General features: G+C 60.9%; 12 protein-coding genes. 6 read left to right on the forward strand and 6 right to left on the reverse strand.

What is annotated here, in order from left to right:
• Positions 1-135 precede the first annotated feature (135 nt).
• Positions 136-531 (reverse strand): thioredoxin family protein, encoded by a 396-nt coding sequence (locus ASG35_RS10195; protein WP_056356167.1) that lies wholly within the window; start codon positions 529-531, stop codon positions 136-138.
• A 23-nt stretch (positions 532-554) separates the two neighbouring features.
• Positions 555-1,130 (reverse strand): nucleotide exchange factor GrpE, encoded by a 576-nt coding sequence (gene grpE / locus ASG35_RS10200; protein ID WP_056356170.1) that lies wholly within the window; start codon positions 1,128-1,130, stop codon positions 555-557.
• Positions 1,131-1,585: 455 nt separating this feature from the next.
• On the opposite strand from grpE, the gene ASG35_RS31905 reads away from it, so the two are divergent.
• Entirely contained in the window at positions 1,586-1,747 is a 162-nt protein-coding gene (locus tag ASG35_RS31905) for a hypothetical protein (protein WP_200945706.1), read from the forward strand.
• On the opposite strand, the gene ASG35_RS10205 is transcribed toward ASG35_RS31905, so the two are convergent.
• From ASG35_RS10205 to hrcA, 3 genes are all read right to left on the reverse strand, one after another.
• Positions 1,719-2,126 carry an RNA-binding S4 domain-containing protein gene (locus ASG35_RS10205; protein ID WP_056356172.1) on the reverse strand — a complete coding sequence of 136 codons (408 nt, stop codon included), beginning with the start codon at positions 2,124-2,126 and terminating at the stop codon, positions 1,719-1,721. The two genes, ASG35_RS31905 and ASG35_RS10205, sit on opposite strands and share 29 nt — an antisense overlap.
• A gap of 9 nt (positions 2,127-2,135) precedes the next feature.
• Positions 2,136-3,203 (reverse strand): ferrochelatase, encoded by a 1,068-nt coding sequence (gene hemH / locus ASG35_RS10210; protein WP_056356174.1) that lies wholly within the window; start codon positions 3,201-3,203, stop codon positions 2,136-2,138.
• Between the two features lie 166 nt (positions 3,204-3,369).
• A complete protein-coding gene (hrcA, locus tag ASG35_RS10215) occupies positions 3,370-4,386 on the reverse strand; it encodes a heat-inducible transcriptional repressor HrcA (RefSeq protein WP_056356176.1) in 1,017 nt (338 codons plus the stop codon).
• 253 nt (positions 4,387-4,639) lie between these two features.
• On the opposite strand from hrcA, the gene ASG35_RS10220 reads away from it, so the two are divergent.
• The 4 genes from ASG35_RS10220 (at position 4,640) to ASG35_RS10235 (ending at position 7,995) form a co-directional block, all read left to right on the forward strand.
• Positions 4,640-5,542 (forward strand): NAD kinase, encoded by a 903-nt coding sequence (locus ASG35_RS10220; protein WP_056356178.1) that lies wholly within the window; start codon positions 4,640-4,642, stop codon positions 5,540-5,542.
• A gap of 7 nt (positions 5,543-5,549) precedes the next feature.
• Positions 5,550-7,205: a DNA repair protein RecN gene (recN, locus tag ASG35_RS10225; protein ID WP_056356181.1), complete on the forward strand. Its 1,656-nt coding sequence runs from the start codon at positions 5,550-5,552 to the stop codon at positions 7,203-7,205.
• 125 nt (positions 7,206-7,330) lie between these two features.
• A complete protein-coding gene (locus tag ASG35_RS10230) occupies positions 7,331-7,588 on the forward strand; it encodes a type II toxin-antitoxin system Phd/YefM family antitoxin (RefSeq protein WP_056356183.1) in 258 nt (85 codons plus the stop codon).
• Positions 7,585-7,995, forward strand: coding sequence for a type II toxin-antitoxin system VapC family toxin (locus ASG35_RS10235; RefSeq protein ID WP_056356185.1), 411 nt, complete (start codon positions 7,585-7,587; stop codon positions 7,993-7,995). Before ASG35_RS10230 ends, ASG35_RS10235 begins: the two co-directional genes overlap by 4 nt.
• A gap of 6 nt (positions 7,996-8,001) precedes the next feature.
• On the opposite strand, the gene glnE is transcribed toward ASG35_RS10235, so the two are convergent.
• Complete coding sequence (gene glnE / locus ASG35_RS10240) at positions 8,002-10,788, reverse strand: bifunctional [glutamate--ammonia ligase]-adenylyl-L-tyrosine phosphorylase/[glutamate--ammonia-ligase] adenylyltransferase (protein ID WP_056356187.1); 2,787 nt, start codon at positions 10,786-10,788, stop codon at positions 8,002-8,004.
• Between the two features lie 207 nt (positions 10,789-10,995).
• Here glnE and ASG35_RS10245 point away from each other — a divergent pair, with 207 nt between their 5' ends.
• Entirely contained in the window at positions 10,996-15,228 is a 4,233-nt protein-coding gene (locus ASG35_RS10245; RefSeq protein WP_056356188.1) for a YhdP family phospholipid transporter, read from the forward strand.
• Positions 15,229-15,310: the final 82 nt, after the last annotated feature.

Below are 15,310 nucleotides of genomic sequence, written 5' to 3' on the forward strand. Positions count from 1 at the left end.
TTCAAAAACGTACTCGGATGCCCAAAATTTAACCCTGTACGCCAAATAAGAGCGTTCGCATCGTTTTCAAGACCAAAATCTGATGCAACCTCGATTTTTTTCTACTTTGCCTGCAACTTTTCTTGCGTGATTGGCTCACGCCTTTGCGTCGAGCACCCGGATCTTTTCCCGGGCAGCCGCCACGGCGGCTTCAAACTGACCGAGGCCATGCCAGCCGGTCGCGCGCCCAAGCCGCTTTCCCCGGTAGAAAAAGAACCAAGTTGGCACGCCGTGCAGCATGAAACGCCGCCCAAGATCCCGATGCTCGTAGACATTGCTGTGAAACCATCTCAGGCCGAGCGCCCGGATTTCGTCCGGCTTGGCGAGCATCGCTTTTTTCGCGATCTCGCAATTGAAACACTCGAAACCCCAGAAAAACACGACGGTCAGTTCGTCGCCCGCCGACTCCAGGCCCGAATCAAACGTCTCAGCGCTCAATTCCTGCATGTCGAACACGGAGAACGCGGTGGCGTCGACCGGGATGTTGGCCATGAGAACGGCTTAAGCCTGAACGGTTATTTCGGAGCGGCGACGGTTACGAGCGCTGGTCGCAAAACGCGGTCGGCGATCACGTAGCCTTTTTGCAGCACCGTAACGACCGTGTTCGCTTCCTGGTCTGCCGGGACCATCGAAATCGCTTGGTGACGATGCGGATCGAATTTTTCGCCGACCGGATTGACTTCAATGACGCGGCCTTTCTCCAGCGCGCCAGTCAATTGGCGCAGCGTCAGCTCAACGCCTTCGCGAACTTTCGCAAGATCAGTCGACGAGTGCGTCAGCGCCGCTTCTAGGCTGTCGAGCACGGGCAGCAGGTTTTCCGCAAAGTTTTCGATAGCGAATTTGTGCGTTTTCTGCACATCTTCCTGCGCCCGGCGACGGACGTTTTCCGTCTCGGCCTTCGCGCGCAGAAACTCTTCCTGCAACGCTGCAACCTTGGCCTGCGCTTCGGCGAGCAACGCCTCGGTTTCGTTTACGTCGACGGCACCCGCTTCTGCTGCATCAAGCGTGTCCGGTTGCTGGTTGTGCTGAGCCGCCGTTTCGTCGGCGGGCGTAGGGTTCTGGCTCGCGGAGTTGTCTTGCGTGTTTTCCATGTCGCTTGAGATTTTTGCTAAAGATGAAAACGGATGAAATCGCAAGCACCGTTGCGGATTCGACCCATCAGAAAGCTGCCGATAATACCCGTCACGCCAACGTTGTTAAAACACAACTGACGGGACCGTAAGTAACGCTATTGAATCGAAGGTCGCCGGTGCCTGCCCTGCAAACGTACTTGAGGTTGGCACGAGCATTTTCAAGGGGTTGCAGGCGGTTTTCGGCGTTGTTTCTACAGCCCGGAAACGGCCCGTTACAACCATTTTCAGCCGGTCATCAGATTCAGATTGAGCCAGACGATTGCGTCACCTAAACTTCGAACAGGTCTTCGGAAGCGCTAGTTAACCCTAATCTTACGAAAGCCGGATTCCAAGTTTTTTTATCGCTGAAGTCAGCTGTTGAGCCAACGTCAGCGCCCGAATTTCGAGCCGTTGCGTTGTCACGAGGGAGTGCCATGAAACTGACCTTTGCTATAGCGGTGGTCGCATTGGTACTCGTTGGCGGCACAACGACCATTTGCATGTCAGGCGCGGTAAACGAACACAACGTGGAGTATGGCGGCGTCTCCGCCACCATGGAAAGCCTGTTCAGTCAGCACCTGAAAGTTTGTCGATGATTCGCCGGTCCCGCTTGGTCGGCCTGCCTTGCAGAGCGGCCGCCGGTTCACGGTACGTCTTTCTGCGCTCATTCTCCGCCACGCGTTTTTCGCGCCCGGCATCGGTTTCCTTGTAGAGCGTCTGAGCTACCGTCGCCGGACCGCGAACCTCGCAAATGCCCAGTACGTCCACCTGCCAGAGCACTTGCTCGATCTCGATCTCGACCAGATCGCCGACTCGCACATCTTTCGATGGCTTCACGTTGGCGCCGCCAATCCGCACGCGGCCTTTCTCCACGGCGTCGCTCGCCAGTGAACGCGTTTTGAAAAAGCGCGCCGCCCACAACCATTTGTCGATACGAAGACGTGCGCCGGAATCCGTTGAGATGGCGTAATTCATGACATGACCTTATGCAGCCGCGCTCAAAGCCTGCGGCGCCTGAACCGGCCAGCCCTGCAGATGCTGCGCGACAATTTCTCCAAGCGCCTTGATCCACGCCGGCGATGCATTCAGGCAGGGAATCCGGTGAAACTCCTTGCCGCCGGCGTGCAAGAATTCATCCCGCACTTCAATGCCGATTTCTTCAATGGTTTCAAGGCAATCCGACGTAAATCCCGGGCAAAACACGTCTACCCGTTTTGCACCCGCGGCACCAAGTTCGGCAAGTGTAGGCGCCGTGTACGGCTGCAGCCATTCGGCGGGACCGAAACGCGACTGAAACGTCACTCGGCATTCGACCGGCGACAGCCCGAGTCCAGCCATCAGCAAGGATCCAGTCTGTTGACATTGGTCATGATAAGGATCGCCGAGATCCATGGTCCTTTTTGGCACGCCGTGAAAACTGAGCACCAGCCGGTCGCCCGACGCAAAGTCCGGCTGACCGTGCTGACGCCAATATTCGCGAACCTGCTCGATCAACGCGCCGATATACGCCGGATGGTCGGCGTAATGCCGGATCGTGCGCAGTTCAGGCTGGTTTCGTACGCGGCGCAACGCGTTAAACGCATCGTCGAAAGCGGTCGCCGTGGTTGACGACGAATATTGCGGGTACATGGGCACGAGCAACACGCGCTCGGCGCCCTCCAGTTTGAGCTGGTTCAACATGGCGGGAATGCCCGGCGAACCGTAACGCATGGCGTAATCGACTATGACGTGATAGTCGTTGACCGCAAAAAGGCGCCGCAAACCCTCAACCTGCTTTTCTGTATGGACACGCAATGGCGAGCCTTCCGGCAACCAGACCTGCGCGTATTTCCTGGCTGACGCACGGCCGCGAAACGGCAGAATGGCGAGCCGCAGGATCACTTGCCACGCAATTGCGGGGATCTCCACCACGCGGGGATCCGAAAGGAACTGGGCGAGGTACTTGCGCACCGCTTTGGGCGTGGGCGCGTCCGGCGTGCCGAGATTGATCAGCAGCACGGCAACGCGATGCGAAGCGGAAGGCTGCGAAGGCAACTCGAGGTCGTAGCGCATATAAGAGAAGCTCGGCAAGCCAGCGTGATTGAGTAAAACCCATTATAGCGGCGCGTTCCGGAACGCAACATCGGCCAATCGGCCTAGTGGCGCGGCGGCCCGCGGCGGGGCAAGATGGGTTGTCGGACGGGAGAAACGCGGGATTCACCGCAATCTCCGGACCGGCTTATTGCTGGCTGAGCGAGAGGGACAAAAGCCGCGCGGTGATATCGACTATTGGAATTACGCGGTTGTACGCCATCCGCGTGGGCCCGATCACACCGAGTGTGCCAACAATCTTCCCGTTTACCTCGTAGGGCGCGGTAACCACGCTCATTTCCTCGATTGGCACGAGATTCGACTCGCCGCCAATGAATATCTGCACGCCTTGCGCGTGGCTCGACACATCGAGCAATTGAAGGAGACTGGTCTTTTGGTCAAACACGTCGAACAATTTGCGCAGCCGCGCCATGTCGGAGGAAAGATCCGCCACTTCCAGCAAATTGCGTTCGCCGGAAATCAGCAAGGTCTCGCCGGGATCGGTTTCGTCCACGCTCGCGGCCACCGCTGCCTGCATCAGCGTGGTCATGTCGCCGCGCAGCGCGTCGATTTCCTCGCGAAGTCGGCGGCGTACTTCGTCGAACGACAAACCAGCGAAATTCGCGTTGATGTAATTCGACGCCTCGGTGAGTTGCGACGGCGAATAGTCACGCTGGGTCGCCATGATGCGGTTCTGAACGTCACCTTCGGGCGTGACGATGATCAGCAGAATGCGCTTGTCGGAAAGCCGCATGAATTCGATCTGCTTGAACATGTGGCTGCGCCGCGGCGTGAGAATGACGCCCGCGAATTGCGACAGGTTCGACAAAACGCTCGCAGCGGCTGCCACGATCTTCGCCGGCTCGCCGCCTTGCAGCTTGATCTTGACGGCGGAAGTCATGGCTTCGTCGTCGGTGGTTTCGACGGTGAGCATGGTATCCACGAAAAGCCGGTAGCCGCGCGGCGTGGGAATTCGTCCCGCCGAAGTATGGGGGCTCACCACCAGTCCAAGGTCCTCCAGATCCGACATCACGTTGCGGATGGTGGCAGGACTCAGCTCGAGGCCGGAGTAACGCGACAGCGTGCGAGAACCGACCGGCTGACCTTCGGCGATGTATCGCTCGATCAGCGTTTTGAGGAGGGTCTGGGCACGTGGGTCTAGCATGGGGAAATTTTAGCTCAACGTTAATGGAGCAGCGAGCGCGATGACTTGCGAAACAAGAGCGAGACAGAGGAGCGAGACAGAAACGAATCGCCCTTTTTCATTCGTCCGTCATCAATTCATGTTCCACGTCATTCTAACGAGAATTCATTAAAGCACCGGAGCTTAGCGTATCGGCGCAGACGGGGACGGCCCAAAGGCAACCCCGACGCGGCCCGCGGTTCTTTTCGACACTCACCTATGGTGTAATGCCGCCATGGATATTGGCACCCAATTCAAGACCGTCGCGCTCGTGGGGCGCAACAATACGCCCGGCATCAGGGAGCCGTTGACGGCGCTCGCCGCCTGCATTGCAAAGCGGGGCTTCGAGGTCGTGTTCGAAGCGGATACTGCGCAGGAAGTCGGCGTGACCGACTATCCGGCGTTGAGCGCGCCCGAGATCGGCGCGCGCGCCGACGTGGCAGTCGTGCTGGGCGGCGACGGCACCATGCTCGGCCTCGGCCGGCAACTGGCACCGTACCGGACACCGCTGATCGGCGTGAACCACGGGCGGCTCGGCTTCATCACGGACATCACGCTCAGCGAAATGCAGGAACTCGTTCCGCAAATGCTGGCGGGCAGCTTCGAGCGCGAAGAGCGGACCTTGCTCGAAGCACGCATTGTCCGCGACGGCCTGCCGATCTATCACGCGCTGGCGTTCAACGACGTCGTGGTGAACAGAAGCGGCTTTTCGGGCATGGCGGAACTGCGTGTTTCGGTAGACGGGCGCTTCATGTACAACCAGCGCTCGGACGGATTGATCGTGGCTACGCCGACCGGATCGACCGCTTACGCGCTTTCATCGGCGGGACCGATTCTTCATCCGCAACTCGGAGGATTCGTGCTCGTGCCCATTGCGCCGCACTCTCTCTCCAACCGGCCGATCGTCCTTCCCGACGATTCGCGCGTGGAAATCCAGATCATCGGCGGACGTGATGTGAACGTGAATTTCGACATGCAATCGTTCACTGCCGTGGAACTGAACGACACAATAGAAGTGCGGCGTTCACGCCATACCGTACCCGTGCTGCATCCGGTGGGTTACAGCCACTACGCCACGCTGCGCAAGAAGCTGCACTGGAACGAATATCCCTCGCACGAAGACGTTTCGAAAAACTAAGACTCTCATGCTCCGCCACTTATCGATTCGGGACTTCGTCATTGTTTCCGCGCTCGACCTTGAGTTCGAACGCGGCTTTACCGTGTTTTCGGGCGAAACCGGCGCGGGTAAATCGATTCTTATCGATGCCCTCGCGCTTACGCTCGGCGCGCGTGCCGACGCCAGCATCGTGCGAACAGGCGAGGCACGCGCCGACATTACCGCCGAGTTTTCAACGCACGCGCAGGTCGTCAAGTGGCTCGATGAACATGCGCTTGCAACGGGCGACGGCGACACGGTCATGCTCCGGCGCGTGGTGGATTCCGGCGGCCGGTCTCGCGCGTTCATCAACGGCACGCCGGCTACGCTCGTGCAGTTACGCGAACTGAGCGAAATGCTCGTGGATATCCACGGCCAGCATGCGCATCAATTATTGATGCGTCCCGACGCGCAGCGCGAACTCTTCGACACGCACGCTGGCTTGATCGAAACTGCGCAGAAAGTCGCTCGCACCCACCGCGTCTGGCGCGACGCAACTCACGCGGTGGAACTGGCGCAGAACCGCGACCGCGAGTTGCAGCTGGAACGCGAGCGCCTTGCATGGCAATTAAGCGAGCTGGACAAACTCGCGCCACAGCCCGGCGAGTGGGAAGAGGTGAGCGCGGAGCATCATCGGTTATCGCATTCGGCAAGTTTGATCGATGGCGTGCAGGGCGCGCTGAACGCGCTCTCGGAATCCGACGAAGCCATGATCACGCAGCTTTCCGCGATCGTTTCGAAGCTGCGCGGCCTGGCCGATATCGATCCCGCTCTTGCTGACGTACTGGCGTCGCTCGAACCTGCCGAGATCCAGTTGCAAGAGGCGTCGTACTCGCTTTCGCATTACGCCCAGCGCCTTGAACTCGATCCGAACCGGCTGGCGCAAGCCGAGCATCGGATGGATCAGTTGCATTCGGCTGCGCGTAAATTCCGCATGCAGCCTGAAGCGTTGCCCGAGGAACATGCCGAGCGGCGCCGTCAGTTGGCCGCGCTCGATGCTGCTGCCGATCTCGACGCATTGCGCGCCGACGTGGCAAAAGCAAAAGAGGTTTATCTCGCTGAAGCAACGGTGTTGTCGAAGGCGCGCGCGAAGGCGGCGAAATCGCTCGGCAAGGCCGTCACGCAGGGAATGCAGGAATTATCGATGGCCGGCGGGAGCTTCGAAGTCGCGCTCGTTCCGCTCGCCGAAGGTGGCGCGTACGGGCTCGAGCAGATCGAATTCCGGGTCGCCGGTCATGCCGGCGTGATATTGCGCCCGCTGGCAAAAGTCGCATCGGGCGGGGAACTCGCGCGGATCAGCCTGGCGCTGGCCGTGATTGCAAGCACAGCCAGTCCCACGCCTACCTTGATTTTCGACGAGGTGGACACGGGAATTGGCGGCGGCGTGGCGGAAGTCGTCGGACGGTTGCTGCATCAGCTTGGACGCGATCGTCAGGTGCTGTGCGTGACGCATTTGCCGCAAGTCGCGGCGCGGGGCGATCATCACTTCCAGGTGGCCAAAGCCGGCGATTCGGCGGGCGGGACGGTCAGCACGGTTACGCCGCTGGATAAATCGAAACGCGTGGAAGAAGTCGCGCGCATGCTGGGCGGGCTGGAAATCACCGCAACCACGCGCAAGCATGCGAAGGAAATGCTGGCGGCGTAGAGGCTTAAACGCTCTCGGCCACTCGTGTTCATTCCCTATTCCATATAACTGCCGCCTAAGCGCGTATCGGTTTTTGCCAACATCGTGATAGACTAAGTCAACCTAGCTAAGCTAATCGAAATTCCATGCCAACGATCACCGTCAACATGCATGAAGCCAAGACCAACCTCTCGCGGCTGGTCGAAAAGGCGGCGCAAGGCGAATCCGTCGTAATTGCCAAAGCCGGCAAGCCGATGGTGCGAATCGTTGCCATAGACGCGCCGCCGCCATCAAAAAAGAAACGGATTGGATTCCTCGCCGGCCAGGTGACTGTGCCCGATGCGCACGTGTTCAACGACCTGGGCAGCGACGAAATCGCCGCAATGTTTGGCGGTAACGAATGAAGTTGTTGCTCGACACGCATTTGCTGTTGTGGACTGCGGTTGCAAACGCGGATGTTCGCTCGGTTGGCTCGTTATCCGATGAAGCGCGCGGGCTTATCGAGGATGAGGAAAACGAACTATTGTTCAGCGCGGCGAGCGTCTGGGAAGTAGCGATCAAGAACGGGCTCGGCAGACCCGACTTCAAAGTCGATCCTCACTTGTTTCGGCGAGCACTGCTGGACAATGGATATATCGAGCTGGTGATCAGCAGCGCTCACACCGCGGCCGTAGCCAACCTGCCCGACCATCACAAAGACCCTTTCGACCGGCTGCTGATTGCACAGGCCACGGTCGAGGGCATCACCTTGCTGACCAACGACGAAACGGTTGCCGAGTACAAAGCAAGCCCGATTCGCCTGGTCAAGTAAAAGCCGCTACCTAAACACCCGCCTCCAAAGCCCGCTTACCGCCTCCCGCTCTGCCGCCACCACATCCGCCTCGACTCGCGCCTTTTCCATTCCATCGAGCCGCAGCGTGTGCTGCAACTTCCGGTATCGCCGATAAGCCGCCGCCACCGTTTCCGCTTCCTCGGCGCTCATCAACCCGAACCTGGCGGCGTGCCCAAGAAGCGAAATATTGCCAAGGTTGCGCACAAACTCGCCGTCCTCGCGCGAGTGCAGCAACACCCAGAACTGGACGATGAACTCGATATCCACCATACCGCCGCGATCGTGCTTCAGGTCGAAGAGCTTGCTTTTGTTCGGATGGCCGGCGTACACGCGCTCGCGCATCGCGACGATCTCTTGAGCAAGCGCTTCGGAATCGCGCGGCATGGTCAGGACCTTGGCCCGGATCTCTTCGAAGTGCGCGCCGATCTCGGCATCGCCAGCGCAAAAACGCGCGCGCGATAACGCCTGATGCTCCCAGACCCAGGCCGTATTGGCGGCATCGCCCTCACGGATCTGGTAGCGCCGGAACGACTCCAGGCTCGTCACCAGCAAACCAGATTCGCCGTTTGGACGCAGGCGCAAATCGACGTCGAATAACGTGCCCGCGCCCGTAGCCGTGGTGAGCCACGTGACGAGGCGACGCGCGAACATGGCGTAGATGTCGCTGGCGGAATCGTCGGGATCGTCGTGCAGGAAGATCAGGTCGAGGTCCGACGCATAGCCCAGTTCCTTGCCGCCGAGCTTGCCGTAAGCGATCACCGAAAAACGCGGCACCTCGCGATGACGCTTCGGGAACTGCGACCAGACGGTTTCGATGGTGACATCGAGCACGGCATCGGCCAACGCGGAAAGCAGGTCGCTCACGTGCTCGACCGTGATCTTGCCGCTCAGATCGATCAGCAAAATCCGGAACACTTCGGCCTGATGCGCGTGCCGCAGCAAGTCCATTTGCTGTTCGGCGCCATCGGCGGCGGCCATCTGCGCACGCAAGGCCGCGCGGAATTCCTGCCAGTCGAACGGGCTGGAAATGACTTCGTCGTCGAGCAGTTCGTCGAGAAGCTGCGGGTGACGGATCAAATAACCCGCCGCCCAGCGCGATGCACCCAGCACAGCCAACACACGTTCCAGCGCCGCGGGATATTCGGTCAGGAGCGCGAGGTACGCGCCGCGCCGGCTGACCGCTTCGAGCAGGTCGAACAGCCGCGCGATGGTGTCGCCGCGCCGCTCGGGCGGCTGCGCTTTCTGCGCGGCTTCGAGCGCGCGCTGGGCAATGATGTCGAAGCGTTCGCGGCTGCGGGCCGGCAAACCTTCGTATCGCGTCGATGTCCACACGGCGCGCAAACGCGAAAGCACGGCGGGGGCATCGGTGAAACCGAGTTCGGTGACGTGCTCGATCAGTTCCTTTTCAGCGCTTTCGTCGGTGAGCGCGCTGCTCCAGACCCACGACGCGGCTGAATCCTCCGCCACGCCGCAGCCGCCGTCGCCGTTCACCTTGTCGGCAAAAATCTGGTCGAACTGATGCTCGACGCGTGCCCGATGCGCCTCCAGCGCGTCTTTGAGCGTGGCGTAATCGGCGTAACCCATGGCGCTCGCGAGCGCCGCGCGGTCCTCGGGCGAGACCGGCATGGCGTGGGTTTGTGCATCGTTTCTATATTGCAGACGATGTTCGAGCTTGCGCAGAAACAGATACGCCTCGCAGAGTTCTGCGCAAACTGTCGGCGATATCAGTCCGTACGCCGTAGCTTTTTGCAGCACCGACAAGGTCGGACGAATGCGCAGATCGGCAATCTGACCGCCTCGCATCAGCTGGAAAACTTGCGCGCTGAACTCGATCTCGCGAATGCCGCCGCGGCCGAGCTTGATGTCGTCGGCTTTATCGGGGCGCATGGATGCACGCCGTTGCGCTTCCTGGCGGATCTGCACATGCAGCCCGCGAATGGCGTCGATCACGCCGTAATCCAGATACCGCCTGTAGATGAACGGCATGGCAAGCGCATCAAGCTGCGCTGCAAGACGCTGCGCGGATTCGCTCGCCGCCTCGGAAACCAGCCGCCCCTTGATCCACGCATACCGTTCCCACTCGCGGCCCTGCACGTAAAAATACTCTTCGAGCATGCCGAGCCCGCAGGCGAGCGGCCCGGCGTCGCCGTTCGGACGCAAACGCATATCGACACGAAAAACGTAACCGTCCTCCGTCACCTCGGCGAGCGCGCCAATCAGCTTGCGCCCGAGCCGCGTGAAATATTCCTGCGTCGATAAACCCGCTCGTTGCCCGCCCGCGGTCTCGCCATCGTCTTCATAAACGAAGATCAGATCGATATCCGAGGACACGTTCAACTCGCGCCCGCCGAGTTTTCCCATGCCCACCACGCCGAGTGTCAGGCGCTGTCCGTCCGCGCCGCGCGGCTCGCCAAACGTGGTTTCCAGATCCGCCGATAACACCGCCAGTGCGCGCTGGATGGTCAGCTCGGCGAGATCGGTCATGGCGCCGGTGACTTCGGCAACATCGGCGAGACCAGCCAGATCACGCTCCATCACCGTGCAGAAAACTTCCCCGCGAAGCTTGCGCAACGCGGTCTTGAGCTTCGCTTCGTCGAAGCGGGCGCCGCTCGCGCACGTCTCGCACAACGCGTCCAGCCGCTCTTCTATCCACGCCCGGCGAACCGGCGCCTTCGACCATAACGCCACTTGCGCCGGCAGTTCAGGACGCGCGGCGTACAGGCGCGCCGCGTAGTTGGAGGCGCTGGAACTCAGCAAGGAAGCATCAGTCATGGAAAGTCGGGCTCGGTCATTGCTCTTGAAACTTGTCCGGCAGTCGCCGGGGCTTTGATAACACAGCGCGCGCACTTCGGGAAAGGTCCGTCTGGCGCGGCTTCGCGGCTGCATCGTAGCGTCTCCCCGCAGTTTTTTGCACTGCGCGCTGTGTTACATTTCAACGTCAAATCTCGAAAACCTACCATATCGCCGACCCGCCGCCGCATGTCCGACCAAAAGGAATTTGCCGACCTGCCAGAAGCTGTACCAATGAAGCTTGGCGGTCGAGTCGAGCGCGTTTTGACGCGGGCGCTCAAAGTCCTTCTGGTGCTGGTCGCCGTGGTCTATTTCGGGGTCGCCGGCATTTATCTGGTTCTGCGTTATGCCGTCCTGCCGCAAATAGATGCGTTCAGGCCGCGCATCGAGCAGATGGTATCGGCGAAGATTCACGCGCAACTGCGTCTCGGGCGGATCACCGCAAAATGGTCCGGGCTGCAACCTTCCTTCGATATAGACAATCTGCGCATCGACACCGCCGATGGTTCGCCCGGCCTGGCCGTGCCGCACGCGAGCGCAACGGTCGCGTGGCGTTCGCTGCTCGGGCCCATTCCGGTGCTCTCCAACCTGACGGTCGATGGCCCCGACGTCATCATCGCGCGCAATAACGACGGCACGATCAGCGTGGCCGGCGTGCCGATTCCTACGAAACGCACCGGCAACAACACGTTCATGACCTGGCTTTTGAGCCAGCAAGCCATCGTGCTGCGCGACGGCACGCTGCGATGGCGCGACGCGCAGCGCGGCGCACCGGAACTCGCGCTGAAACGCATCAAGCTGGCGATTCTCACCGACGGCAACCATCATCGCCTGGCGCTTCAAGCGCCGCCGGACGGCGACGTGCTGCACGGTCCGCTCGATTTCCGCGCGGATTTCAGCCATACGCGTTTCAGCACTGCGGGCCGTCCGGAGAACTGGACGGGCGATGCGTATTTATCGACGGGACCGGTCGATCTGCCCATGCTCGCGCGCTACGTGAAGATGCCGTTTGCAACCTACAGCGGCCGCTTCGATAACCGCATCTGGCTCGACTTCGCCAACGGCAAATTGAAGACGGCGGGCGGCGAACTGACCGGCTCCGAGATCGCGTTGCGTGTTCGTCCGACTCAGCCGCGGCTCGACATGCCAATCGCGAAATTCAACTGGGATCTCGGGCTCGAGGATCACGAATACACGTTGCATCTCGCCAATCTGCAGGCTGAACTCGGCCAGAAACCCATGTCCGATGGCACACCGGTTTCACGGCTTCTCGCCATGCACACGCTTACCGGCAAGTACCGCGCGGCGACGGTGAACGCGGGCCAGAAATTCGGTGTGTCGGGCGACTTCGTGGACCTTGGCATTCTCGGCGAATTTATGCGTGCGCTGCCGCTGCCGGCGAAGGTCCAGAACGACCTGATCCGCTTCGATCCGCGTGGACAGATCGCCAACTACACGCTGGAAACCGAGCGTCCGCCGCCCACGACGCCCGCACAAGCGCAGGCGCAGCGCGAACAAGGCACGGAAGCGCCCACCCGATACACCGTCAAGGGCGACCTGCACGGCGTGAGCGTGTTGGCGCAGGAACCGCCGCCGGGACTCACGGCGAACAACCATCCGCGCGCCGGGATTCCGGGCGTTGAAAACCTGTGGGGAACGATCGACGCGGATCAGGATCACGGCAGCGCGGTCATCGATACAAAAAATACCGCCATCACGCTTCCCGGCGTTTTCGATAACCCGCGCCTCGTGCTCGATCAGATCGATGGCCGCGTGACCTGGACCGTCGCCGCAGCGCCCGGCAAGCCGCACAAGGCGATCACGGCGCACGTCGACAATCTGCACATAAAAAACGCGGATGCCGAAGCGCGCGCGACGGCCGATTACAAGAACGCCGGCGAAGGACGCGGATCGCTCGACCTGAAGGCGACGGCCGAATATCTGAAGGTGACGAGCCTCACCAACTACTTGCCGACCAGCATCAGCGAGAAGTTGCGGGTTTATCTCGGTCACGCTTTGCAGGCGGGCGTATCGCGCAATGGCACCATCGAAATTCACGGCGACCTGACGAAATTTCCCTACTCCCGTTTCCCCGATGCCGGCCAGTTCCGAATAGTCGCGCCGTTCAGCGGCGGCAAGTTCGAGCCAACGCCCTATCCGCCGAAGACAATGGCGAACGGCACGCCGAATCAATGGCCGGCATTTGACGGTATCGACGGGACTTTTCATCTGGCCGAAAACAAACTCGGCTTCGATATCACGCGCGGCCACTACCTCGGCGTGGGCGTGCGCAAGACGACGGGACGCATCGAGGATCTGGGAAATCGGGAATCGAAATTGATCATCGATGCCGACGCGCACGGCCCGATCACCGACATGCTGCGCTACGTGGAAGACAGTTCGCTCGGTTCGCTCTCGCAACATGTCGCGACGAAGATCCGCGCGACCGGCAACGCCACGCTCGCGCTGCAATTGCTGATTCCGCGCGTCGCGCCGCCACCGGGTCAGCGGCAACGCGTGGGTTACAAGGGATCGCTCACATTCGCCGGAAACGATCTGGAATACGAGGCGTTTCCGCCGTTATCGAACTTGAAAGGGCGCGCGAGTTTCGGCGAAAAAACGGCATCGCTCGATGGCATCACGGGCAAGTTCCTAGGCGGCGACGTGCGCGGCACGGGCGGCGTGAAACCCGACGGCAGCTACGCTTTCGATGTCACCGGCCGCATCGGCGCGGACGCTGCGCAAAGCCTCAATCTGCGTAATCAGGCGCAGACAACGGCGCTTCTCAAACATCTCAGCGGCACCGCGCCGTACGACCTGCGCGTGCGCGGCGTGAAAAACGCGTTGCCGCGCGTGGAAGCCAATTCCGACCTGACCGGGCTCGGCCTCGACTTCCCGGCGCCGTTCAACAAGGCGCAAGGCACGCCGATGCCTTTCACATTCACCTTTGCGCCCGTCGCCGGATCGCAGATTGAACACGACGCCAAGCTCACGCTCGGGCCCGTCAACGCGCATTACCTGCTCAAGCGCGAGGGCAAGGCGACGCCGGTCGTGGAGCGCGGCGCGATCGGTGTGAACAAGCCTGCGGATCTTCCCGCCGATGGCGTGACGGCAGCCGTCGATCTGGATGAACTCGATGCCGACGCCTGGCGCAAGACCATCGCGGATCTGGGTCCAATGCCCGCGCCGCAACCTGTTCGACTCCCCGACGGAAAGCCGCCCTCAGCGGTGGCGAAACAGTTCATCCCCAATCGCGTCGCTTTGCACTTCACCACGCTCAAGCTGCTCGCGCGGCGCTGGGAAAACGTCGCCATCGGTGCCACGCGCGGCAGTGGCGCCGATGACCGGCAGTGGCAGGCGAACATCGCGTCGAACCAGGTTTCGGGTTACGTGGAATGGATGCCGGGCGCGACCAAGGAAAGCCCCGGTGCGTTGCAAGCGCGCTTCGCCAAGGTCGTGATTCCGAACAAGACGGAAAACGACATGGTCGGGCAAATGATCCGCAAGCCGCCGCCGAGCAACATGCCGTCTATCGATTTGATCGTGAATGAACTCGTGGTGCGCGAACGCACGCTTGGGCGGCTGGAAGTCAACGCGCGAAACGGCGTGGAAGACGGCGTGCCGGTCTGGCATCTCGACAAGCTCGACCTGACGAACCCCGACGCGAAGCTCTCCGCCACGGCCAACTGGCGGAGCATTCCCGGCGCAGGCGGATCGCACGCGGAAACCAGTTCCGACGATGACACCCCGCGCCGCACGGCCGTCGATTTCAAGCTGGATATTCTCGATGCCGGCGCGCTCGTTGAACGCATGGGTTTGCCGCAGACGGTGAAGAACGGCAAGGGCACGGTGACGGGCCAGCTCGGCTGGGACGGCAGCCCGGCCGCGATCGACATGCCCACGCTCAACGGCCGTGTCGCCGTCGATTTCGAGCACGGCCAGATCCTGAAGGTCAAAAACGCGGCAGCGGCCAAATGGCTCGGCGTGTTCAGCCTGCAAAGCCTCGCGCACTTCCTGACGCTGAATTTCCAGGATGTCGTTGGCAAGGGGTTGCCGTTCGAGAAGATCACCGGCACCGCGACGGCCGAGGATGGCATTGCACGGACGAACGACTTCAAGATGGTGACGGCGCCAGCGCGCGTCGAGCTGACAGGTCTGGTGGATCTGCCTAAGCAAACGCAGGATCTGCACGCGAAAGTTATTCCGACCATCAGCGCAGGCGCCGTGGCGATTGGCGCGGCCGTGATCAATCCGCTGCTCGGACTCGCCACGCTGGCCGGCGATCTGGTGCTGTCGAAATCGATTGGCAAGGCGTTCACCATCGACTATTCCATTACCGGCCCGTGGTCGAAACCCGTCATTCAGCGGCTCAAAGGCGATCAGGGTAAGATCGAAACTCCCGCTGCGGCCGTGGCCAATTGAGCGGCGCATTACGCTATTTTTACAGCGCTCTTTGCTGGTGTTGACGGCGAATCGATCGTTTATCGTGCCCTTTTTCGAAGGC

The organism is Burkholderia sp. Leaf177 (assembly GCF_001424345.1).
In the GTDB taxonomy this organism is placed as follows: Bacteria; Pseudomonadota; Gammaproteobacteria; order Burkholderiales; family Burkholderiaceae; genus Caballeronia.